The following is a 23,737-nucleotide window of genomic DNA, read 5'->3' as shown; positions in this document are numbered from 1 at the left end:
CGTTATTTTTTACCTTTTGCTCTCGAAAAACCGATTTGTGTACGGGCGCAACGGAAACCGATGTATGAACGCGTTTCGTTCTGGTATTCGAAGGTGCGCATATCCGAACGGATGAACTGTGCCACGTCTTTCCAGGAACCGCCGCGTACGACCTTCTTCTTCATGGCATACGGGTCTTCCTTCGCGGCATTGTAGCGCAGATCCGGATTCATGTCGCTCATCTGGCTCGGTCCGGATTCGGAATAAGAAGTCGATGTCCATTCCGCCACGTTGCCGGCCATGTCATAGAGGCCGAATTCGTTCGGAGCGAAAGAGCCGACACGCGAAGTGATCAGATGGCCGTCTTCCGTATAGTTACCTTTGCCCGGTTTGAAGTTGCCCAAGAAGCAACCTTTTCCGCTCACCAGCTCGTCGCCTGCCCACGGATATTTGTTTTCGTTCTTGCCTGTACGGGCCGCATATTCCCATTCGCCTTCGGTCGGCAGGCGGAACGGTTCGAGAGCCTGTCCGCTGGGGAAGTTCAGAGATTCCTTGAACAGGTTGGTGCGCCATACGCAGAATGCTGTCGCCTGTTCCCAGGAAACGCCTACCACAGGATAATCGTCATAGCCCGGATGCGAGAAATACATACGCATATAAGGTTCGTTGTAAGCATTGTTGAAATCGTTCACCCAGCAACTTTCGTCCGGATAGATATTCACGATACGGGTGTGGAGGAAATCCCACGGCCCGCTGAGCCGTCGTGTGATGGTTTCGTTCACGATCTCGCCTTCCTCGGTGATGTAGGCCGTGTCTTTGGATATCATGATCACTTCGTCAGGGTCGACCTGGATATCGGTGTTACGCACGCGGGCTGCCGGGTCCAGGTTGTGTTTGCGAAGGGCTGCTGACGTATAGTCGTACCATTCGTAGCGATAGACCATCTGTTTCGGGTCCAACGTCTTTTCGCCGGTCACCGGATTTACGGTGTAGACACTTTCGATTGCCCGTATCTCGTCTTCATTGGCACGTTTCCAAGGAATCGGGCGGCTCCAGTCCAGATGCGGAGTCACCGGTTCGCCATATTTATCTTCAGTAATCTTAAACAGGTCATTGCCGCCATAAGCCGGGTCGGCCAGACGTTCGCGGATAATGGAATCGCGCACCCAATACACGAACTGACGGTATTTGGCATTCGTCACCTCTGTCTCGTCCATCCAGAAAGCATCGAAAGAGACGCCTTTCGTTTCAGGATTGATCCCCCACAAGGAATCCTTATCTGCGGGTCCCATCTCGAATGAGCCTCTTTTGATCAGAACCATCCCGTAAGGGGCAGGTTCGTTAAACGCCACCGATCGTACCCCTGTCACTTCGCCCCCGCCACCGGAAAGGGTTTTGCCACATGAGGTAAACAGGGCTACTGCCGCAAGTACTAACAATACTTTTTTCATATACTATAATATACGTACACTTTTATGTCTATTCTTTCCTGACTTCGATTTTTTCAACTTCAACTTGTAGCTCACTACCAACTCGTGGCTTCCACTCGTGGCTTTCAAGATGGGTATGGTAGAGATCGGAAAATCATACGCATATCCTACCTGAAAACTCCCGATCTTGGCTCCTAACAACAGGATCAGCGACTCATTCACACGCCAGGAAAAACCTCCGTTAAACATCTTATTATAAAACAGCCGGGCGGTTATGTCCGCCTGGAAGCTCTGCATGTCTGTTTTCAGGAATACAGACGGCTGTAATTCATACAACGGATTTCGAAACTGAATATTGTATCCGGCTATCAAATTATATGTGCTGGCGAGATACATGGAAGAATATTCGTCCAATATGATCTCCGTCTTGTTCAAGTGCGTGACGCCCAAACCGGCATAGAGGTTCTTGCGGTGATAGTAAAGCCCGGCGTTCAAGTCGAAGCCCATTCCGCTCACCTGCGTCTTTGGAATTGCCTGGTCTTCCTGTTGGTGGAACTGGCTGGTCGGATAAAAGACCTTTTCTCCGTCAAACGACTGGTTTACCATTCCGAACTGCATTCCGATACTGAGCGTACCGCCAAACAGTTTTTGTTTATAGGCATACTGCAAATTGACATGTGTATTGACGAAAAGCCCGATTCCTTCGGTAAAGACGACCATCCCGATGCCATGATTGGTTTTCCCGATCTTCAGTGGCATATCCGCATTGATGAAAAAGGAGGTCGGCGCCCCGTCGATCCCGACATATTGCAAACGAGACAGCGCCAACATGTTCAAGTCTCCCGTAACACCCGCATACGCCGGATTATAGTAACCCAGCGCCATAAAATACTGGCTTAGCTGCGAGTCGTATTGCGCCCGCGCTCCCGTGAGGCCGGTTACCAAAAGGATAATAAGCAGGAGATATTTGTTCATATATCAAGAAACGGAATAAATCCGAATAAATTGTATAAAAAGCAAACGAGGCGGCGGGACATAGCCCTGCCACCTCGTTATTATTTCATGCCTGTACGTTTTTATCGCACATTAATATTCTTCTTCGTTGAAGAAAAAGTCTTCTTTACTTGGATAGTCGGGCCAGATATCTTCCATGCATTCATAAATCTCACCTTCGTCTTCCATTTCCTGCAAATTTTCAATCACTTCCAGTGGCGCACCAGAACGTTGTGCATAGTCAATCAGTTCATCCTTGGTTGCAGGCCAGGGTGCGTCTTCCAGTTTTGAAGCTAACTCTAATGTCCAATACATAGCTGTCAAGTATTAATAACCACCTTACGGCGGTCAGGTTCTCAAATTTTCCGCAAAAATAAAACAATATTCTTTAGATGCAAGTATAATCCCAGATAATTTCTTTGCCATTATTCCGTATGCATTCCTTACGTGCCAGAACAAACAGATAATCAGACAATCTGTTTATAAAAACCAGGACAGGTTCTTCAACCGGAATTGTCTCTGCCAAACGGTAGATCTGGCGTTCGGCCCGTCGGCAGACTGTCCGGCACACATGTGCCAAAGAGGCCGGGCGGCTTCCTCCCGGCAAAATAAAGTTGCGCATCTTGGGCAGTTCGTTATCCAGGCGGTCTATTTCCCGCTCGATACGGGTGATCGTTTCCGGCATCACCTTACTTTCTACTTTCAGTTCCGTGTTTTCCTGATCGGTTGCCAGATAGGAACCGATCGTAAACAACTTGTGCTGGATAAACAGCAGGAAGTCCTGATCCGCTTTCTCTTCAAGCGAAGTGATCAACAACCCGATAAACGAGTTCAGTTCGTCGACCGTACCATAGCTTTCGATACGTTGGTGCGCTTTCGATACCCGTTCGCCGCCAACTAAGGAAGTGGTTCCCTTGTCGCCGGTCCCTGTGTATATAATGCTCTTTTTCATATGACAATAACTTATCGTTTTATTATATAATCGCACATCCTTGCCAGATGTTGCAAAAAGGAGTACAATATTCGTCAGATTCCGGGATTTGTGCAAGGATTCGGATTATTTATTTTGATGGGAAAGAAAAAATTGCAGGCATCTTTACCAATGTCTCGTCTTGATCCAGCTTGATTATAGTTCCTCCCCCTCGTCCTTGTACCCAAAGCGACATATTTAAGTGATAAATGAGGAGATTGCGGAAAACTTTTGTGTGCTAATATATAGATATTTACGTTTTGTCCTATATCCTTTTTTATTTTCGGCCTAAGTCAAATACCTTTTTGCCTATGGTCGAAAACCTTTTTCACTAAGGTCGAAAAGGTATTCGACTTAGGTCAAAAACTCTATGACCTTATAGTTTAAAGCTAGAAGTATGGCCTCTATCACTCTATAATACTTTTATTCAAGTTAGCGTATGGTCTGTATATTTTTATTTGCATATTTGTTATTGTTTCCTATTATTATCACGGTCACAGATCAAATCGAGCATTGCAGTCGATGAGGTTAGACGGATGTATAAGTCAAAAATCAATTTGTTTGTATCTTTGGATAAAGAGTCAGAAATAGACGATATAATCCCTCTTGTGTAACTTCTTGTTGAAAAACACGATTCCCATTGAATACAGGTCGATCGTCACCGTTACTTCGGGATGACAGCATACTTCCCGCCAGAATTCGCGCATTTTGCGGCTGGTTTTGATGCCTTCGAAAACAAAGACCGTATCGCCGTGCACATGTTTCAAGCATTCCTCAAACAGCCAGCTATTGTTTTGCTGCTCATACAGGGTGTTGAAAAAGACAAAATCGAGTTGCTCCATGTCTTTCAAGGCTTTCGGTAGTAAATCTTTGTAGCTTCCGACACGCAGGTCGACCGGGTTACGGGCGGCTTTGCCGAAAGCGATACGGGCGATGGAGGCAAACTCCGGTACGTTTTCCAGAGCGATACATTTCAGATCGGATGCATATGAAGTCAGATACAAAGTGGACAGGCCCATGGAAGGGCCGAACTGAAGGATGTGTTTTGATTTGAAATAGTTGGCAAGACGGAAAAGTAAGGCGCCGTGCTTGGGCCGTATCGCTTCGCGTTCGACAATCCGGCCGATCGTGCGGCGGCGCATCTTCCCCTTTTGCTGGCGGTCGGGATAAGTGATCTCGTCATCTTGGAAAAGCAGCTGCTTGCGGATCAGTTCGATGTCGTAGAAGCTATAGTATTGGCAACGCTCCTCAATCACTTTCGTGATCAGGTTGAAGACAAAGGGGGAATGAACCCCGAAGCCTTTGCGGTAACGGATGCCTCTGTATAAAAGTATGCCTTTTCTTAGTGTATTAGCTTTGGGGATAATGCGCATGATTTATGATTTTAGATTTATGATTTTAGATTTATGATTTGTGAACCTCGATCATAAATCTAAAATCATAAATCGTTAACTCTGCAAAGTTAATCATTTTCATGGAACATATCCATGATCTTTCCGCTAAGCTGCAAAAGGGAGATTTCGCATATCTTGGTGGAGTATTCGGCGATGGACTGGCGCTCTTCCGCTTCGAGCAGGCTGTTCTGGGCTTCACGCAATTCGATACCGGACAGGTCGCCCAGTTTATAGCGGTCGATCGCAATCCGGTAGTTTTCCTGTGCCGCGACCAAGTTCTCTTTTTCCAGGCTCCACAAGTCCAGGTTGTTGCGATAAGCCATCCAGAAGTTGCTCATATCGGCCCGCAATCCCAGTTCGAGTTCTTGTGTGCGCAATTCTTGGTTCTGAATCTGTATCCGGGCATTCCGTTGTTCGCGTTTCCGGTTGAAACCGTCGAATACGTTGATGCCGACCGTCACCCCGTAGTTGAGGCCGAGGCGGCGCTGGAGGTCGGTCGTTCCTACCTCGTACCAGTTCGCCGTGTAGCCGTATCCGGCATTCAATTTGACATACGGATAGTTACGGCTCTTGATCTTTTTGTAGTCCAACTCGGAAATCACCTGGTTCTTCTTGGCGATCAGCAGAGATGAATTGGAGGTAAGCGTGCTTTTCCATAGTTCCACTTCATCTAAAAACGGGTTGGGGGTAATCAGGGAGTCCTTGATCAGTACTTGTTCCTCCACATCCTCCAATGCCATCAGCCGGTTCAGGCGGATACGTGAAGTATGCACTTGTTCCAACTGGTTCAGGACGTTGGAGCTGTCGGCATTGAAGTCGACTTGCGCTTGTTGGAGGTCCAGGCGGGACATCGAGCCGATATAATACCGCTCTTCCACGATACGCAGACGTTCGCGGGACAGTTCGAGCGTGGAACGGAGGTTGCGGAGGCGGATCTTCTGGCGGATCAGGTTGTAGTATTCGCTCGAAAGGTCGGCAACGAAATCCTCGATTGTCATTCGGGTGTTCAATTCTCCCAAGTTCTGTAACTCTTTCAGTTTTTCGTAAGTGGCCTGTATGCCTAATCCGTCGAAGACGGTCCAGTTCACATTCAGGCCGATGTCTGCCGTCTCGTTGTGGATGCCGTTCGTTTTTTCTGTCGTTCCGTCGGACAACTTGTTATTGTTATTGTTAAGCGTGCCGCTAAAACCACTGCTCAGGTCGACGGTCGGCAGGTAGCCGGCATTGCCGGGAGTGGCGTTGTTGTCGCTGATCTGCTGTTCGTTACGGATGATGCGGATGGAATAATTGCGTTCCAATCCGGTCTGGATGCAGTCGTCCAGGCTGAACACCCGTTGCGCCTCGGCCGGGACGACCGTAAATGCTATACATATTAATAAAAGAAACCTCTTCATCCTCAATTGCCTTATTTCTTAATTTTTAATTCTTGATTATTAATTTTCGATTGTCTGTCCGTGGAAATAAAGCTGTACATCGCCGGGACGATAAACAGGGTAAGGAATGTCGAAACGATCATACCGCCCACTACGGCGATACCCATCGCGATACGTCCTTGTGCCCCTTCGCCCGAAGCATATACGAGCGGAACCAATCCTAAGATCGTCGAAATACTGGTCATCAGGATCGGCCGCAGACGTTGTGTGGAAGCCGAACGGATCGCTTCCGCCATGCTCAGTCCCGCTTCCTGGCGCTGGTTGGCAAACTCTACGATCAAAATACCGTTTTTCGCCACCAGACCGATCAGCATGATGATACCGATCTGACTGAATATATTCATGGTTATATCTGAATAGCTCATAAAGATCAACGCCCCTGCAATAGCCAGCGGAACCGTGAACATCACGACCAACGGGTCTTTGAAACTCTCGAACTGCGCGGCCAGGACCAGATAGATCATGAACAGTGCGAGGATCATGGCAAACATCAGGCTGGACGAACTTTCGCGGAACTCTTTCGATTCGCCCGACAGGGCCGTGCGGAAACTGTTGTCCAGCGTCTCCGAGGCGATACGGTCCATTTCGTCCAGGCCGTCACCGATCGTATAACCTTTGTTGAGTCCGCTGGAAACCGTTGCCGACACAAAGCGGTTGTAACGGTACAGCTGAGGAGGGGCAACGTCTTCTTTCAACGTGACGAGGTTGTCCAGTTGGATCATCTCTCCTGCATCGCTGCGGACATAAATGGATTTCAGGTCCAACGGCGTGTTGCGCTGCTGGCGGTTGATTTCGCCCAATATCTGATACTGTTTCCCGTTCATGTAAAAATATCCCATACGCTGGCCGCTCAATGCATATTGTAGTGTCTGGGCAATCGTGCGGGTGCTGACGCCCAATGAAGAAGCTTTGTCGCGGTTGATCTCGATACGGGCTTCGGGTTTCGTAAACTTCAGGTTCACGTCTGCCATCTGGAACACCGGGCTTTCGCTTACCTTCTGCATAAAGGCGGGCAAATACTCCTGTAGCTTCTCCAGGCTGGTCGCTTGTAAAACATATTGAACGGGCATACCTGCGCGACGTCCTCCGAAAGTGGATTGCTGCTGGACGAAAGCACGTGCTTCTGTCTTGCCCCGTACATTCTTTGACAGCACATCGGCAATCTCCATCTGCGAACGTTCGCGATCTTTGATGTCGGGAAGTAAAACGGTGATGTATCCGTTGCTGTTATTCGCACGAACCGTTAGGGCTTGCCGCTCGGGAGCCAACGTGTCGGCCATGGCGGCCACTTGGTCCGTAAAGTCGCGGATGAACTCGAAGGTAGCTCCTTCCTGTGCACGTATATTGATCGAAATGGATGAACGGTCTTCCAATGGAGAAAGTTCGGAGCGGATGGTTCGCCAGAAATAGCCGATGGAGCCGAAAAGGATCACGACAATCGGTATGGACCACCACTTGTGGTTCAGGAACGCGTTCAGCGACTTTGCATAGATATTGTTCATGCCTTCGAAGAACGGTTCCGTCTTTGTGTACAACCAGCCTTTGTTTTCGCGTTTTCTCAGCAGCTTGGTCGCCAACATCGGCGTAAAGGTCAAAGCCACAAAGGAAGATATCGTTACGGAACCGGCGATCACGATACTGAACTCCTTGAACAAGCGTCCCGTCATACCTTCCATAAAGACAATCGGGAGGAACACGGACACGAGTGTTACCGTCGTAGACACGACGGCGAAGAATATCTCTTTCGCCCCGTCTATACCGGCCTCTTTCGGTTCCATTCCCTGCTCGATGCGGACGTAGATGTTCTCCGCCATCACGATCGCGTCGTCCACCACCAGTCCGACCGAGAGCACTACCGCCAACATTGTCAGCACATTGATGGAGAAGCCGGAGACATACATCACAAAGAATGCCCCGACCAATGATACGGGGATAACGACCACCGGGACAAGCGTCACGCGCCAGTCGCGCAGGAACAGGAAGATGATCAGCACCACGAGCAGGAATGCCACATAGATGGTTTCTTCGACCTCCGCGATGGAGGCCCGGATAAAGCGTGTATTGTCGTACACCATTTCGACCGTTACGTCTTCCGGCAGGTCTTTTTTCAATTGCTCGATACGTTTGTATGCCTCATCGGCAATTTCGATCTGGTTGGCGCCCGGCTGCGGGATGATGACGTCGATAACCATCGGTTCGCCGTTCTTGCGCATCACGCTTCGCAAGTCTTCCGGGCTCACCTCGGCTCGCCCTACGTCTTGGAAGCGGATGATATTGTCGCCGTCACGCTTGATGATCAAATCATTGAATTCCGTTGCCGTGTGCATCAGTCCTAACGTACGGATAGACAAGTCGATCGTGTTTCCTTCAATGCTCCCGGAAGGAAGCTCGACGTTTTCGGCGTCCACTGCGTTCTTCACATCCAACGGAGTAATTCCGTAGCCGGCCATTTTGATCGGGTCCAGCCACAGGCGCATGGAGTAGCGTTTCTGTCCCCAGATGTCCACGCCACTCACGTTCGGAATGGTCTGAAGCCGTTCCTTCACTGTCAGTTCGGCAATTTCACTCAGTTCCATCAACGAGCGTTTGCTGCTTCGGATACCGATCTGCATGATCGGGGTAGCATCGGCATCCGCTTTCGATACCGTCGGCGGGTCGCAGTCGCGCGGCAGGTAACGCTGGGCACGCGAAACTTTGTCGCGCACGTCGTTGGCCGCCGTTTCCAGGTCGACAGACAGTTCAAACTCTACCGTGATACGGCAACTTCCCTGACTGCTGACACTGCTCAGCGAACGAATGCCGGGAATACCGTTGATATTCTGTTCGAGCGGCTCCGTAATCTGGTTCATGATTACTTCGGCATTGGCTCCCGGATAGGTTACGTTGACCGAAATGATCGGGTTGTCCACACTCGGAAACTCACGGACCCCTAAGAACTTATAACCGATCATCCCGAACAACAGAAGGATGATCGTCATCACGGTCGAGAGTACCGGTCTCTTTATGCTTATTTCGGAAATATTCGCCATGTTGCTTCGTTACTTCAGGTTATCAATCGACACTTTCATTCCCGTCCGAAGCTGCATCACGCCGGAAGTAATCACCGTATCACCTACGCTCAGCCCTTTCAATACCTGGACCTGGCTTTCCGTGCGGAGTCCTAAGATAATTTCGGCAGGTTCGGCCACGCCATTCTTATACAGGTAGACGATGTTCTTTCCCATTTCCGGGATCAGTGCCTCGCTGGGGATCGCCAATGCGTCTTTTATGTCACGGCGGGTAATTTCGACAGATGTATAGCGTCCCGGCACGATCGACTCGTCCCGGTTCGGATAGGTTGCACGCACTTTCAGCGAGCGGGTTGCCTCGTCGATCTTGCTTTCTACTGCATAAACGGTCGCTTTGTAGTCTTGCATCATGCCGACGGACGTGTTCATTCTGAATACGATCGGCGTACCGTCCTTGATGTCGGCAGAGTAGCGTTCAGGAACGGAGAACTCGATTTTCAAGGGAGATATTTTTGTCAGCTTGGTGATAACTGTCGAGGGGGAGGCATAGGCTCCTTCGCTGACATTACGAAGGCCGATAATCCCGTCGAACGGCGCCCGGAGCTCGGTCTGGGCAATATTGGCTTTTACCAGTTCGATGTCCGCCATCAGCTTTTCATATTCGGTAGCCACTTGTTCATAAGCCTCCTGACTGACCGCGTCCTTTTCCAAAAGCGTATGCTGGCGGTACACGCGATCCTTGGCTAAAGGCACTTGCGCTTCCAACTTCTTCAGTTCCGCCTGTAACGGTTTGTCATTGATCTTGGCAAGCAGGTCACCGGCTTTCACATGCGTACCTTCCGTAAAATAGATGGCCACGATCTTGCCCGACGATTCGAACGAGAGGTCTACCTCCTCATCCGGGATCGTACTGCCGGTTACAATGGTCTTGTCGGTAAGGGACTGATATTTCAGCACTTCCGCGTTAATGTTCAAAACTTGTTTCCGAACTTGGCTTCCGGCTGGCGGAACCACTTCGGCTGCATCTTTGGATGCCTTCATACGGCTTTTAATCTGCGGGTAAGCGATCATTCCGGCAATCATCAAAACAATTGCGGCCGTCACGCTCCACTTCACTCTCTTCGTCATATTTTTCTGGTATTCTACTTAAAAACACTTATCGACACGTAAATATACACAAGTACACGAAATTATAGACGAATTAGGTGCAAAAAGGTTTAACAAGAAACAAACTTTTGTTTTAGTCCGGCAGAAAAAACAGCAAGGACCTTCACAGGCACTTGCTGCCAAACACAAATTATGTTGAAAATCGTTTCGTTATTCCTATTTGTGTTACCTTAATTGATTTCACTGTGATTCTCTGTCGCTTCGTTGATAAGCGGTTTATAAGAATGTTTGCTAAATCGGACCGATTTTTTGCCTTTTGCTTCAGCACATCTCCCAATTGTAATTGGTGAAATCGTCACTTTGCCTTTGATAAGGCGAGGCAGATTATAAGCCTTTAGGTTGCGTTGGTTGTAAGTAGGATCTCTCTGTGGAAGTAGGAAAGGTTTGCTTAAGTTTCCTACAGAATCAATATGAGCGATATAGAGTCGGTTATAAATGCCATCCTCCCGTCGGCTGCTGAAGATAACCCAACGGCTGTTAGAGGACCATGTTGTACAGCTTTCTGCTTCCGGGCTATTCCACTCAGTCGCAGCTATCAATTTCTTAGTTTTTGTGTTATATAGATAGAGATCTGATTCGGGGATCCAGCTGGAGAAGCACCCATGAGGGGCGGCAGAACAGGCAATAAACTGTCCATCAGGTGAAATGCTGGGGAGGGTTACGCTTTTACCTGCATTTGTTAAGTCAATGAGAGTGTCTACCTGCTTGCTGAATTGATTATTTTGGGGATCAAAACCAATACTACAGATACGATATTTTATATTAGAGAATTGTTGAGGCAAACTATCTATCCGGTCACACGTACAAAAATAGAGCTGTTTCCCATCTGGTGAAAAGAATGGAAAATTTTCTAGTTTGTTTGCATTGGCTAAAAGGGGACTGGTATAGACTTCGTTTTTGGAAATATCATACAAAACTATATCGGATTGCGTATCGTATACTTCGATGATTTTAGGGTGTGCATCGTAGAAAGACATTTGGGTTAGGTTTGTAGAGAATGCAATCTGTTTGCCAGAAGGATGCCAATCCGGATAAACGAAATTGGAAATCGTATGAGGAGTCTTTGTGTTGAGTTTTTGACATGCTCCTCCTTGTATCAGAATCGTTCCCGCATTTATTTTGCGCATGTGCATGACCATTTCATTCGGGTTTCCTTGGTTAAAGGTATGACAATTGATGCAGTTCTGCCCGCTTTTTTTGTTTGATATGATTTCCGTTTCCTTGAAAGAAGATAGTTCACGTTGACAAATGGCCATACTGTTCCAATTCGCATAGGTCGGTTCTATTAAACGATAGGCTAAGTGACTATCAATGGAATCAGTGGATACATCCCACGTGAAGGGAGAATATTGATACCATTCTCCTTTTTTTCGACTGGATACGGTGATACTTAAGCTCCCTCCTTGATTTTGATGAAGTAATTGTCGCCAGCGTTTAATCGGAATCTCTACTGCGTCATGCGCCGTAATCGTGATCGGATTTCCTTTCCCTTGAATCTGGATCATCCATTCATCACCCTCATCTTGTATCTTAAAATTCAAAGGAGCAATATTGACGGGCAAAAGAGCACCTTGATACTCCGGATAAATTGTTGGGAGTATGTTAAGATTTTCTTTAATGATTGGTTGTTGATGATTTTTGCATCCATAGAGGCCACATAAGGCGATTAGAAGTATGTAAAAAATGTTAAGTCTCATATTTGTTTTTTATTATATTGTACGTAATACCAATAGGTGTCTTTATAGGGGCATAGTAATTCCTGGATTTCTTCCGGAGATTTTCCCGACTGGTTGATTTGTAAATATCGGTAGAAACGCTCTATTACAGTTTGTTCAATTTGCCATTTTGAAATCAATGAGTTATCTTTCAGTAGATAAGCATACATTAGCAAAAACTCTTGATAATGCTTGCTACTATGTATTGTGAGATGAGTCCGGGCGGCTAATTGGATAAATGCGTTATATTGATTGTTGAGCATATATTTTGCTAGCAGGAAATCGATGACTTTTTGATTGTTGGCTCCTGCTTGTGTCTCAAATTGTTCCACGTTGAAAAGCATCTCTTTGGCAAGAAAAAGCTTATTGGTTTTGGGTGAAAGTTGACTTTTTTTTGTCGAGGAGTCTGTGTTCATCTTTTGCCTAAATTTGTAAGCCCAGTCTTTGTAGAATAAGGTAGACTCCAGTAAGGCCACATATTTGAGGCTGGCAGCCCGTTTTCCCCTTCTGTATTCGATCTCCGCCAATCGTGTCAGATAGAGCGGGGAACGTCCGGATGGAGTTTGCGTGTTCGCCATGAACATATAGGCTCTGGCAGCATAGAGCATATCTAGCTGAAAATAAGTCTCAGCAGTCAGATAATTTAATAGATGGTTGGAAGACCAAAATTCGTTGACATGAGCTACTTGGAAATACGAGAATAGCTCTTTTGAAAGACGTTGCTGATGAAGCAGGGCAATGTTGGTATAGGAGGACATCAGAACATTTTGGACAGGCTTTTTTTGCATGAAGGTAATCGCTTCGTCCCATTTTTCGTGGGTGATTAGATAATGTAGTTGATAAAGTCGTTCATCCTCATTTTTGAGTTGGCTTAAGATGATCCCGATAGCGAAGAAAGCCATGAGCAGATTTAAAGCGAATCGTTTTTTGTCTGTTAATCGCTGTAAAAGATGATATGTCCCGTAAGCTAATAAGGGAGATATTAAAAATGAAGTGATAACGATACCAAGTGGATGAAGTAAGTCTTGTGTAATAAAACAAGCTATACCTATCCAAGCTTGTGTTTCATTGATGTCGAATTTATAATAAGTTAAGATAGGCAGTAGGATTGTAACGAGTGTATATAGAATCCAAGCAAGAAGTGAGTGTTTTTTCTTCGAAAAAACTTCATCGAGGAAGATGAGAATAAGATATAAATAACAGCCTATTCCAGTAAAGAAATAGCAAATCGGTAAGTTGATTAGGATCAGAAGTCTTTTGCGTTTGCCTTCCTTTTCATGAAGAGTTATTCTTGCAAGTAAAAGGGTAATCAGAAGTCCAAAAATGAGTCCCAATGATGCGTTAGGGTTTAAATAGAAGAAAACCAGTGAAGTGATAGGAATCAGTTCCCATGAGACATTTCCTCCAATTTTCCAATGGCAGATCAGGTTGCGATATAATATACCGGTTAGTCCGACTCCGGCTCCTAAAATCCATCCCCCAAAATGATTTAAATGATAAAACTGTGTGAAAAACTCCCCTATATAGGCAGATAATCCTCCTGGATTATAAACTATTTCGTTGAAATAGTCTTTGTTCCATTCAAACAATCGTAACTGCTCGGCAAAGAGCAGATGATGATTATAGAAAAAGGCATAAAGGATTACTGTAAATAGGACGAATGGTAGTAGCCCGTAGGAAAATGTATGAAGTTGTTTCATATTTACCATGGATGAATAAAATCTTCTTTAGAATAAGTCTTAACTCGTTCGTTCATTGTACTATCTTGTTCCTCTTCTGTCCGGTTGAACAGGCGGTATAACCACGCAATTGGCGTGAGGATCAAAAAATAAGTAATTCCCAACAGGATTGGTGAGGTGATCTTGTTTAACAGGTTTCCGAAACGAATCCAAACCGTACGTATTTTCTTGTATATGTGAATCCAATTCATAGGACATTCAAAATAGAGTGTAAATAAAGGGGGCAATCACTGTATTGCTTGTAGAGATTAGCAACAAGCCAATCAATAGCAAGAATATTAATACAGGTAGCAACCACCATTTTTTTCGTTCTTTTATAAAAAGTAGTAAGTCTTTCAATGTGTCCATATTTTATGATTTTTGTATGTTATTTTTATTGATTATATAATTCCCTAAAACCAAGAGATCTAAGTTGGTTGTCATAAAACAGCGGTATGCATCTTGCGGGGTGCAGACAATAGGTTCGCCACGTACGTTAAAACTTGTATTGATAAGCAAAGGGTAGCCTGTTAATTGTTCGAATGCCCGTAAAAGCTTCGTTAATTTGGGATTACTTTGTTCATCAACAGTTTGTACGCGTGCGGAAAAATCCACATGGGTAACTGCCGGAATATCTGATTTTGGTAACGCCAATCGTTCTGCGGCATCTAAATCTTGATAATGCTTTGGCAATGGTATCCGATGTTTCAGAGAAATGTTGGTTGTTATCAGCATATAATTGGATTCGGTCAGCTTTTCAAAATAATCGCTGACTTTTTCTTTTAATATAACTGGAGCAAATGGTCGGAAGCTTTCTCTGAACTTGATTTTCAAATTTAATCTTTTTTGCATCTCTTTATCACGGGGATCTGCCAAGATACTTCGGTTTCCTAATGCACGTGGGCCAAACTCCATACGCCCTTGAAACCAACCTATACATAAACCGGAAGCTATGTGTTTAGCCACTTCTTCATATAAAAATGCTTCATCCAAATAGTGATAAGAAATGTTATTCGAGTCCAAAAAATCTTGAATCTCATGCTCTGTATATTGAGGACCGGTTTGGGCGAAGTGCATCTTGTCTCCATTCATCCCGGCTTTTCGTGAATGTCCTTGGTAAATATAATAAGTGGCCCAAGCCGCTCCTAATGCTCCTCCTGCATCTCCTGCGGCAGGTTGGATGAAGACATGCTCAAATAATTGTGAACGAATGATTTTACCATTTGCTACGCAATTTAGAGCGACTCCTCCGGCTAGACATAGGTTGGAACAGCCAGTGAGCTTTTGGGCTGTTTGAACAATTCTCAATAGTATCTCTTCCAATACAATTTGAGCTGCAAGTGCTAGACTTGCGTGTTCTGGGCGTATTTCGCTTTCTGCCTTTCGAGGTTTCAATTGAAATAATTGTTCCCAACGCTTTTCATGAACCATTCGCATTTTTTTGTGGAAGGAGAAATAATACATATTCAATGATATAGAACCATCGGGATGGATCGTCAGTAGATGTTGTTTGATCTGATCGACAAATTTTGAGGTTTGTCGGTCAGATCGATCGGCGTAAGGGGCTAATCCCATCATCTTATATTCCCCGGAGTTCACCTTGAATCCTAAATAATAGGTAAATGCAGAATAGAACAATCCAATGGAATCAGGAAATCGCATTTCTTTTATTAATTGAATTTGATTGGCTTTCCCATGAGCGATAGATAGTGTATTCCATTCTCCTACACCGTCTACTGTTATAATCGCAGCTTCTTGAAAATCTGAACCGAAAAATGCGGAAGCCGCATGTGACAAATGATGTTCCGAGAACAAAAGTTTACAATGTTGTTCATCGAATTTTCCTAACTTGCGTAATTCACGCTTGAGCATTCGTTTGCAAAAAAGTTTTTCTTCAATCCATATTGGTATTCCTTTAATGAACTGTTCCATCCCCCATGGTGCGTATCGATAAAAGATTTCTAAAATTCGCTCAAATTTCAGATAGGGTTTTTCGTAATAGATAATTGTGGAGATATCACACAATAAAATTCCCGCTTGCTGTAAACAATAACGGATTGCATTTGCAGGAAAAGATGCATCGTTCTTGATTCGGGTAAAGCGTTCTTCTTGTGCGGCAGCTATGATCTCGCCATCTTTTATCAAAGCTGCGGCTGCATCATGATAATATGCGGATATACCTAAAATATAGCTCATTTTATTATTAATTGTATAGGTCGGCTGCATCCTGATTACCCATTTGTAGATAGATCGATCGGATTGCTTGCCGGATTGAATCATTCGATTGCCAATTTAATTCTTGTTTGTACTGGATGATCTTATGGCAAAGCTCTTTGAGTCCGTTAAATTTCGGATTTCCGTTTCGGAGTATATATTCAATGTAAGGAAGAGCCAGATCGGGTTGATCGAGCCGTAAATGGATTGCAACTAAGTTCTGTGCTGTTTGAACCGTGGGATACAGGCGGAAACTTCGTGTGTAGAAGAAGATAGCTAAAGGATATTCTTTTCGGATCTCTGCGAATTCTCCTCCTTGACCAAGGAAGGTGAGGTCGTAAGGGTTATCCGTGATACGAACCCGGAGAATATCCAAACATAATTTTTCATTCTTGCTATTAAGTGCGTACTGATACAGTTGATCCATGGATTGATACCAGTTTTTTTGTCGTACGTAGTTTGCTGCGATCTTTTCTACTTCTGTTTTAGGGGTAATTGTAGAGAGATCTTTTTCATAGAATGGGAATCCTTTACGCAGTTGTAAGCAAGCATATTCTCCAGCTAAGGAGTCAAACTCTAAAACAGGAAAGTTGTATAGATCTTCTGAAGTGCCGATTTGTAGTTTTTTGTTGGAAAAACAGGATTGGTTTTGCCGAAGAACTTCCAAAAAGCAATTTGCGATCACCCGATGCCCTTCGATAGTAGGATGTACATGTTCCAGCAATAATTCTCGTCCGGGAATACCGAACGGGCTTTTTCGGTTAAATTCCTCTTCGGTATTTACCAAGTAAATATTATCGTCATCTTTGGCTAATTCTCGGATGATCTCATTGATCTCTTTGGATGCTCTAAATCTAAGGGCGTCCAAGTCTCGTGCCCGACTGAAGGATGTGTATGCTGCTATGCTATCTTGTGCTTGCAATTGTTCTTGTGCCAGTTGATAATATTCATCGGCGCTATGTTCGTCAGACGATATGCTTTTGAAAGGCTTTAAGTCTTTTAAATTAACTCCGACAGTTGAGAAGAAAACTGGTATTTGGTGTTTTTTGAACAGATTAAGTACTAATTTCATATTGTTTTGAAACTGTTCCAGTCCTTGTTGAAATAGTTTGCTTTTGTAGGGGATCACTTGCTCTTTGACCACATATTTCATCAAGTTGTCTGAGAACTCCTTTTGAGGGCTTAAGTGGCTTTTTAAAGAATCGAGCCATTGAGTAAGACGTAACTGACGCAAACGGATTGCCCAACGGATAAATGTTGGATGGCTACCGAGTGTATTATTGGAGCCTACACCCAAAGCTCCGTAATACTCGTTGTGTCCACCATAAATAAAAATCGCATCTGGCTCAAAATGAACGAGTTCTTGTGCGAAATCGTAAAAAGTGTAACTGTTGATTGCAGTCAGAGCTAAATTGATGATCTCGATATCTTTGTCTGGATTTGTCTTTTGCAATTGGTATTTCAGCATTCGTTGGAACGAAATATTATTGGGATAGGGAAATCCCATTGCTGCTGATTCGCCCAGAACAAAAATTCTGAATGTGTTTTTTTGTTTCTTTTTCCGAAAAAACTCTACATTTCCGTTTGTGGCTTGTGATTGAGTAAAGTACCTTCTACTGATGTTTTTGTTGAGATATAAATATTTACCATTCGCTGTTTGCAAGAAAAGATGGTCTAAATCTACACCATATCCGAAAGCTCTCAATCCACACTCTATTCCGATAAGAAAAAGCAAGGAAAGAAATAGATAGATACCTATCATCAGCAGATATTTGGATGTTTTACTCATATTAGGCCGTTTACATTGTGATGATTAAGGACTGTCTTGCATTTTCTTGTGTTAATGAAAAATGCAAAAACAGTCCTTAAATAGATCTGATTTATTTAACGGTAACTTCTATTACTTTACTATAATTATAGAATCCGCCAGGGTTAACAGCTAAGGCTCCTACCCGGAAGTAGAAAGTCTTTCCGCTTTTGAGATTCTCGAACGTATGAGAATAAGTGGCAATGTCTAATTCGGTCTCCGTACCAAGTTCTACAGATTCTTTAGCCGTAAAGGTGTTTTTATCCACATACGGAGTCTTGCAGTAGTAGAATTCTACTGCTTGTATTGTTTTATCTAAAACATTGTCTACGGAAGTTTTAACCGTAACTTTGCCTGTTTCGTTGGATGTCGCTTCTGCCGATATGCGCAAAAACGGTGTTACTTCAAAGTTCATCTGTTTTGAACCTGAGACTTCCATTTCGATCGGTTCTACTGTCTCAAAAGGCCCTTCGGCTAAAATCTTGTATTTACCGGTAAATACTGCTGTATTCGAGAATGTGCCATCTTGGCTCACCCATGAATCGTTGGGTTGTACAGACCATTCGTCATTATAAAACTCATACATACGTATTTTTGTCCCGTTTTGAGCTTGTCCGGGGACATTTTCTTTTGTCTCTTTGTCTATGATCGCTCCACTTAGGGAAGCGGTAGGTGCGTCATAGTTGTCAAGCCCGCAGGAGCACAAGCCACAAATTAGTGTTGCATATAAAAATATTTTTTTCATGTCTTTAAATATGAAAAGATTAATAACCCGGATTTTGTTCTAATAAATCGTTTTGAGCTACACCCGGAATCTCCAAGTAGTATTGTTTGTCCAAAAACGTTTTGGGCAGATTCAAGGTATTGACCGATTTCTCGAAAACATATTTTTTGGTCTTATAGTCCAACCAAGGAATTAATGCCGAGAAAGTTGTGTTGTTCATTACTTTGGAAGCAACACGCCAACGGACCAAATCCCAGTAACGTAAATTCTCGAATGCCAATTCTACGCGTCTTTCGTTTCGGATATCATCCATTGTCAAGCTATTTTTCTCCTTGATACCAGCACGTTTACGTACTTCGTTCACTTTTTGGAGAGCTTGGTCTTTTAGTCCCAATTCGAAAGCGGCTTCCGCATAATTCAGCAAGGTTTCTGCATAACGGAACACCATAAAGTTCGTTTCGGAACGGTCCATTTCTACTCGATTGGTAGGATCCATGAATTTCTTGATATAAAATCCTGTACGACTGCAATCACCTGCCATGACGAGCCCATCTTTACCTCCGGTTTTCATAGACGGATCTTCGCTGAACACATCCGTGAATGCCGAGGCAGCCTCTTTGGAGCCATCATTTTTGATAATGCCGCGTCTTACTTCCAACTCTCCGTTTTGCCAAGGAGAACCTGGGTAAAGAATAGAGGCGAAGAAACGCGGGTCTTTATCCTTGAAAATATCTTCTGCGTTTTCGTAATAGATCAGATTTCCACTTGCATCGGTTGTTTTTAACGTACCAGGTGTTCCATCTATATACTCATATGATTCTACTAATTCCAACGTCGGACTTGTATTGGTTCCCCAGTCAATTTTGAAGGAGGGAGCGGCCATAGCATAATCGAAATTATGCGCTTTGTCAGGAGATGCAAAAGCTTTTACAAAGATAGCTTCGCTGTTCATTGTTTTGTCTAAGAACAGTTGTTGGTAGTTGGCAGCAGGATCCGGATCTTGATTGAATAGAGCGAACTTGCCTGATTTAATGATCATGTCAGAGGCCTCCATGGATCTTTTGAAAAAGTCGTTTGCCTTATCTGCAGGAATACCTACCAAGCCATTCAACTGTACGGTGCCATAGCGACTGATGGAGCCTGCATAAAGCAGAGCTCTTGCTTTCAAAGCGGCTGCGGCATATTTGGTTACACGGAACTGGTCTGTAGATCCGTAGGATTCAGGCAAACCGGCGATCGCTAAATCACACTCTTCAGCAATGAAGTTCCAGACTTCTTCTTCCGTATTGCGCGGAACCTTTAGTTCTTCTACGTTGTTTCCGGTATATTCTTGTACCTCTTTTATCAAAGGTACACCACCATAGCGTTTTGCCATTGTGAAATAGTGGAATGCCCGTACAAAGTGTGCTTCCGCTGTCCAACGTTGTTTCAAATCCTCGTTCAATGTAGAGGTTTGGATGTTTTGCAAGAACACATTGGCGATACGTATTTTATTGTATTCCCATTGTTGCAAGCTGGAGAGATCCAATACCGGGGTGTAGGGATAGCCCCATGAATAACTACGCATGGATTCGTCTGTGTAATGCCCCAAGGTACCCCAGTTAATCAACCATGCATGAGGTTCGACGAACATATCTTCGTACATTCCGGCCATATAAGCGTTGACCGCATTCTCATTGGACCAAACCAAGTCTTCAGATATAATATCCATAGGATCACGGTCCAAGAAGTCGTTGACACAGGACGACATGCTAAATAGCCCACACAAAGACAGTACTAATAATTTTATGCTTTTCATATTTTAATCAAATTCTTAAAATGTAACATTTACACCAATATTCCAAATTTTCAACTGCGGATATAAGATTCTATCGCTACTGGGTGCTTCTGGGTCGCCAAACGGCAGATTATCAAATGTCAGTACGTTATTTCCGGATACATACAGACGTAATCTTTCAACATAAACCTTGCTTAACCACTCTTTGGGGAAGGTGTAGCCGAACTCGATGTTTTTTACACGCAGGTAGTATGAGCTGATGTGGTTGAAGGTAGAAACACGAGTGTTAGATGGCTTCCCGGAGTTCCATGTTGACGGATATTTCCCCGGAATCCATGCCGATTCAGGATCATACAAGTCTTCGCGATGCCATCGGTCCATAAAGCATTCCAATGTATTGGACCCGTTGAACATGGCATTACCCAAACAACCAGACATATATACATTGTAATTGGTTGCTCCTTGCATCAACAAGGAGAAGTCGAAACCTTTCCAAGAGGCACTCAGGTCCAAACCGAAATAAATTTCTGGCGTGTTGCTACGGGTAATTGGTTGAATATCGTTATTATCAATTACGCCATCGCCATTGAAATCCTCGTATTTCAAGTCGCCCGGCATCATAGTCGTGTTGCCGGCGTCATCTTGGATTGCCCAGTTATTGATGTCTTCTTGATCTTGGAACTGACCTACACATTTGTAACCGAAAGACATATTATTCCAACGATCGCTAAAGTTACTGGTCCAGTTCTTATAGGAGTTGATTGGATCAGCTTGTTCAATGTGGCGGTTTTTCGCGCGAGTGAACGACATATTACCTTTGACCGAGTAAGTCCAGTCTCCTACTGTATTTGTGTGTCCTAATACCAACTCAAAACCTCGGAAATCATCACTGTTTAAGTTTTCTTGTGGGAAAGAAGCTCCAAAAGTGTTGGGTAATGAACCGGAACGGTATGCAAATAAGCCGTCGCGTTTCCGGTAGAAAACATCTACACTTGCTTCTAATTTACGATTCCACAAAGATGCATCGAAACCGACATTTAGTATCTTGGATGTCAACCAAGAATATTCTGTGTTAGCCAATCCTTTTGTTATCAATGAATTGACTACATCGCTACCGAAGATATAATTTGTTCCACCCGGATAGTTGTAACCTGTCAGGTATTGGAACGGAAGAACTTGCGGATTACCGCTAGAGTCCAAGAATTGGTCATCCCCCATGACGCCATATGATGCTCTGATCTTTAAGTTGTCAAAAATTTGGGTGTTATTCTTGATAAATGATTCTTCGGATAAACGCCATCCTACGGATACGCTCGGGAAGAATCCCCAACGGTTGTTTTTGTAGAATTTTGCGGAACCATCTTCGCGAAAAGAGAATTCGAATAAATATTTGCTTGCGTAATCATAATTGATACGTCCTACAAAAGATGCGTTGGCCAATTCGCTTGCTACACCTGCGTTATTTTTGTTCTTGTCCGAACCTGAATTTATTTGGTCAAGGGCATCAATTGCAAATTGACGGTAGGCCTGCAAATAATCATCCAAATCTTCACGTTGTTCATACAAGAACAAAGCCTGCACATTGTGTTTGTCAAGGAATGTGCGATTGTAATTCAGAGAGAACTGAAGCATGTTCTGCTCTTGTGTGTAATCTTTGCGAGTCAAGTTGGACGGCGAGTTTCCTGTGAAAACCGTATTGTATTTACCAGATTCCTTATCGTATGAATAGAGTTTGAACTCTTTCGCAAAGGTTTTGAATTCTTCTACTTTTGTCAAATAGGAAAATAAAACCTTGGCTGACAGTCCTGGAATAAACGGCATATCATATTTTAAGGAGAAAACACCATTGAATAATTTCTTACGTTCTTTTCGATAGCCAGAAACATCTGCATCTGAACGTGCCAGGGGATTTTGGAAGTTGGTTAATCCATAGTGCTTACCTTCTTCGTCGTTGGCGTATGGAGAATAGTAAGGGTGCATACGGGTGATACCGTGAATGATATAAGTATCGTCGTCATAAGGTGCCATCTTGTCTTGTACATGTCCGCTTAACTGCGCATCTGCGGTCAAATACTTGGAAATTTTCGCAGAGATGTTGGAACGGAAGTTGTAACGAGAGAAATTGATATCTTTTGTGGCATACAAGCCTTCTTGATTTAAGTAACCTACTGACATGAAGTATTTCACTTTTTCGGTTCCTCCGTTCACATTGATATTATGTTGAGTCTGTGGAGCATTCTTGCGGGTTAGGATGTCTTTCCAGTCGTAGCTTTTGTATCCTTCTTGAGTGCCTTCGCGGAACAAGGCTAATTTATCCGGTCCATAAACGGGGGCATTCCCTCGGTTGATCGCATCTTCATCGGTCAACTCTGCGTATCCGGCAGCATCTACCATATCTGGATAGCTTGTGAAGTTCTGCCAGCCGATAGATCCGTTGTATGTGATCTGCGCTTTCCCTTCTGCACCTTTTTTGGTCGTGATCAATACGACACCATTACCTGCCTTCACTCCATAGATGGCTGCGGAGGCGTCTTTTAATACGGAAATGCTTTCGATTTCGTTTGGGTCTACTTGGAAACCTGGTTGTTCAACTCCATCTACCAAAATCAGAGGTTTCCCGAATCCGCGAATATCCACGCTAGATTCGGCACCCGGCGTACCGCCTGTGTTTTGTACACGGATACCCGGTAGACGACCAGCCAAGGCATTCGAGATATTGGCTACCGGGGCTTGGATGATTTCATCTGCACCAATTGCTGCAACGGCACCTGTCAGGTTTACTTTTTTTTGTGTACCATAACCGACGACTACAACTTCGTCTAAACTCTGCGAGTCTTCTTTTAAGACGATTTTGTACTCCGAATTTTGGTTAACAACGAGTGATTGTTCAATATATCCGATATAGGATATTGTCAGTTTGTCACCATTATTTACTCCCTCTAAGGTGAAGTTACCATCGATGTCTGTAACTGTACCATGTGTTGTACCTGCTACGACAATATTCGCTCCAATAATGGGGATACCGTTTTCATCGACAACTGTGCCTTTTACTGTCTTAGCGTTGACATAGTTTTGTTTAGAACTCGTTTTTGTTACGATTGATTCTGGACCAACCTTTGTGTTAGAATGCCATGGCGTAGCCATTATGGTCGGTGAGGTCATGACCGATAATAGCACTAAAGTGGCAAATACAGGTTCCTTTTTCATAATAAAATTATTTTGTTAATATTGAATCTAAACATCATTTGAGGCTTAGATTGTTATTGAGTTTATTTCATGAGTAAAATAAAATCAGACTGATAAATTTGTTCTTATATAAATTATGTATTAAAACACATCTTATGAAAATTACTTTTATCTGTTAAGTGCCTTATTGGACTTTGCTTATTATTTGATTTAAGTATACTT

Annotated in this window: 17 protein-coding genes; all 17 read right to left on the bottom strand. The window is 44.0% G+C overall.

Annotated features, from left to right (window positions below; genetic code table 11):
* Positions 1 to 2 precede the first annotated feature (2 nt).
* The gene (gene porK / locus NQ542_RS13315) at positions 3 to 1,430 is read right to left on the bottom strand and encodes a T9SS ring complex lipoprotein PorK/GldK (protein WP_005633367.1); all 1,428 of its coding nucleotides are present in this window, start codon (positions 1,428 to 1,430) and stop codon (positions 3 to 5) included.
* Positions 1,431 to 1,433: 3 nt separating this feature from the next.
* The gene (locus NQ542_RS13310) at positions 1,434 to 2,384 is read right to left on the bottom strand and encodes a PorP/SprF family type IX secretion system membrane protein (protein WP_005633365.1); all 951 of its coding nucleotides are present in this window, start codon (positions 2,382 to 2,384) and stop codon (positions 1,434 to 1,436) included.
* A gap of 111 nt (positions 2,385 to 2,495) precedes the next feature.
* Positions 2,496 to 2,717 (bottom strand): DUF2795 domain-containing protein, encoded by a 222-nt coding sequence (locus tag NQ542_RS13305; RefSeq protein WP_005633363.1) that lies wholly within the window; start codon positions 2,715 to 2,717, stop codon positions 2,496 to 2,498.
* Between the two features lie 73 nt (positions 2,718 to 2,790).
* Positions 2,791 to 3,354 carry a cob(I)yrinic acid a,c-diamide adenosyltransferase gene (locus NQ542_RS13300; RefSeq protein WP_005633341.1) on the bottom strand — a complete coding sequence of 188 codons (564 nt, stop codon included), beginning with the start codon at positions 3,352 to 3,354 and terminating at the stop codon, positions 2,791 to 2,793.
* Between the two features lie 599 nt (positions 3,355 to 3,953).
* Positions 3,954 to 4,745: an O-methyltransferase gene (locus tag NQ542_RS13295; protein WP_005633338.1), complete on the bottom strand. Its 792-nt coding sequence runs from the start codon at positions 4,743 to 4,745 to the stop codon at positions 3,954 to 3,956.
* An 89-nt stretch (positions 4,746 to 4,834) separates the two neighbouring features.
* Positions 4,835 to 6,160 (bottom strand): TolC family protein, encoded by a 1,326-nt coding sequence (locus NQ542_RS13290; RefSeq protein WP_005633337.1) that lies wholly within the window; start codon positions 6,158 to 6,160, stop codon positions 4,835 to 4,837.
* Positions 6,161 to 6,171: 11 nt separating this feature from the next.
* Positions 6,172 to 9,228, bottom strand: a complete 3,057-nt coding sequence (locus tag NQ542_RS13285; RefSeq protein WP_005633336.1) for an efflux RND transporter permease subunit — start codon at positions 9,226 to 9,228, stop codon at positions 6,172 to 6,174.
* 9 nt (positions 9,229 to 9,237) lie between these two features.
* Positions 9,238 to 10,335 (bottom strand): efflux RND transporter periplasmic adaptor subunit, encoded by a 1,098-nt coding sequence (locus NQ542_RS13280; RefSeq protein ID WP_005633330.1) that lies wholly within the window; start codon positions 10,333 to 10,335, stop codon positions 9,238 to 9,240.
* A gap of 209 nt (positions 10,336 to 10,544) precedes the next feature.
* Complete coding sequence (locus NQ542_RS13275; protein WP_005633328.1) at positions 10,545 to 12,071, bottom strand: TolB family protein; 1,527 nt, start codon at positions 12,069 to 12,071, stop codon at positions 10,545 to 10,547.
* Positions 12,068 to 13,789, bottom strand: coding sequence for a DUF6057 family protein (locus tag NQ542_RS13270; protein WP_005649637.1), 1,722 nt, complete (start codon positions 13,787 to 13,789; stop codon positions 12,068 to 12,070). The genes NQ542_RS13275 and NQ542_RS13270 overlap by 4 nt, the downstream gene beginning before the upstream one ends.
* Before the next feature lie 2 nt (positions 13,790 to 13,791).
* Entirely contained in the window at positions 13,792 to 14,019 is a 228-nt protein-coding gene (locus NQ542_RS13265) for a hypothetical protein (RefSeq protein ID WP_005633325.1), read from the bottom strand.
* A 7-nt stretch (positions 14,020 to 14,026) separates the two neighbouring features.
* Positions 14,027 to 14,176 (bottom strand): DUF5989 family protein, encoded by a 150-nt coding sequence (locus NQ542_RS13260; protein ID WP_005633324.1) that lies wholly within the window; start codon positions 14,174 to 14,176, stop codon positions 14,027 to 14,029.
* A 3-nt stretch (positions 14,177 to 14,179) separates the two neighbouring features.
* Positions 14,180 to 16,003 carry a carbamoyltransferase family protein gene (locus NQ542_RS13255; protein WP_005649632.1) on the bottom strand — a complete coding sequence of 608 codons (1,824 nt, stop codon included), beginning with the start codon at positions 16,001 to 16,003 and terminating at the stop codon, positions 14,180 to 14,182.
* A 7-nt stretch (positions 16,004 to 16,010) separates the two neighbouring features.
* Positions 16,011 to 17,810 (bottom strand): SGNH/GDSL hydrolase family protein, encoded by a 1,800-nt coding sequence (locus NQ542_RS13250; RefSeq protein WP_005633322.1) that lies wholly within the window; start codon positions 17,808 to 17,810, stop codon positions 16,011 to 16,013.
* A 91-nt stretch (positions 17,811 to 17,901) separates the two neighbouring features.
* Positions 17,902 to 18,573, bottom strand: coding sequence for a DUF3823 domain-containing protein (locus NQ542_RS13245; protein ID WP_005633321.1), 672 nt, complete (start codon positions 18,571 to 18,573; stop codon positions 17,902 to 17,904).
* Positions 18,574 to 18,592: 19 nt separating this feature from the next.
* Entirely contained in the window at positions 18,593 to 20,350 is a 1,758-nt protein-coding gene (locus NQ542_RS13240) for a RagB/SusD family nutrient uptake outer membrane protein (protein ID WP_005649627.1), read from the bottom strand.
* Positions 20,351 to 20,365: 15 nt separating this feature from the next.
* A complete protein-coding gene (locus tag NQ542_RS13235) occupies positions 20,366 to 23,536 on the bottom strand; it encodes a SusC/RagA family TonB-linked outer membrane protein (protein WP_005633317.1) in 3,171 nt (1,056 codons plus the stop codon).
* Positions 23,537 to 23,737 lie beyond the last annotated feature (201 nt).

Origin of the sequence: Parabacteroides merdae ATCC 43184, assembly GCF_025151215.1 — a bacterium.
Taxonomy (GTDB): Bacteria; Bacteroidota; Bacteroidia; order Bacteroidales; family Tannerellaceae; genus Parabacteroides; species Parabacteroides merdae.
Note: the sequence above shows the minus strand (reverse complement) of the source record. Positions and strands in the feature narration are given on the sequence as shown.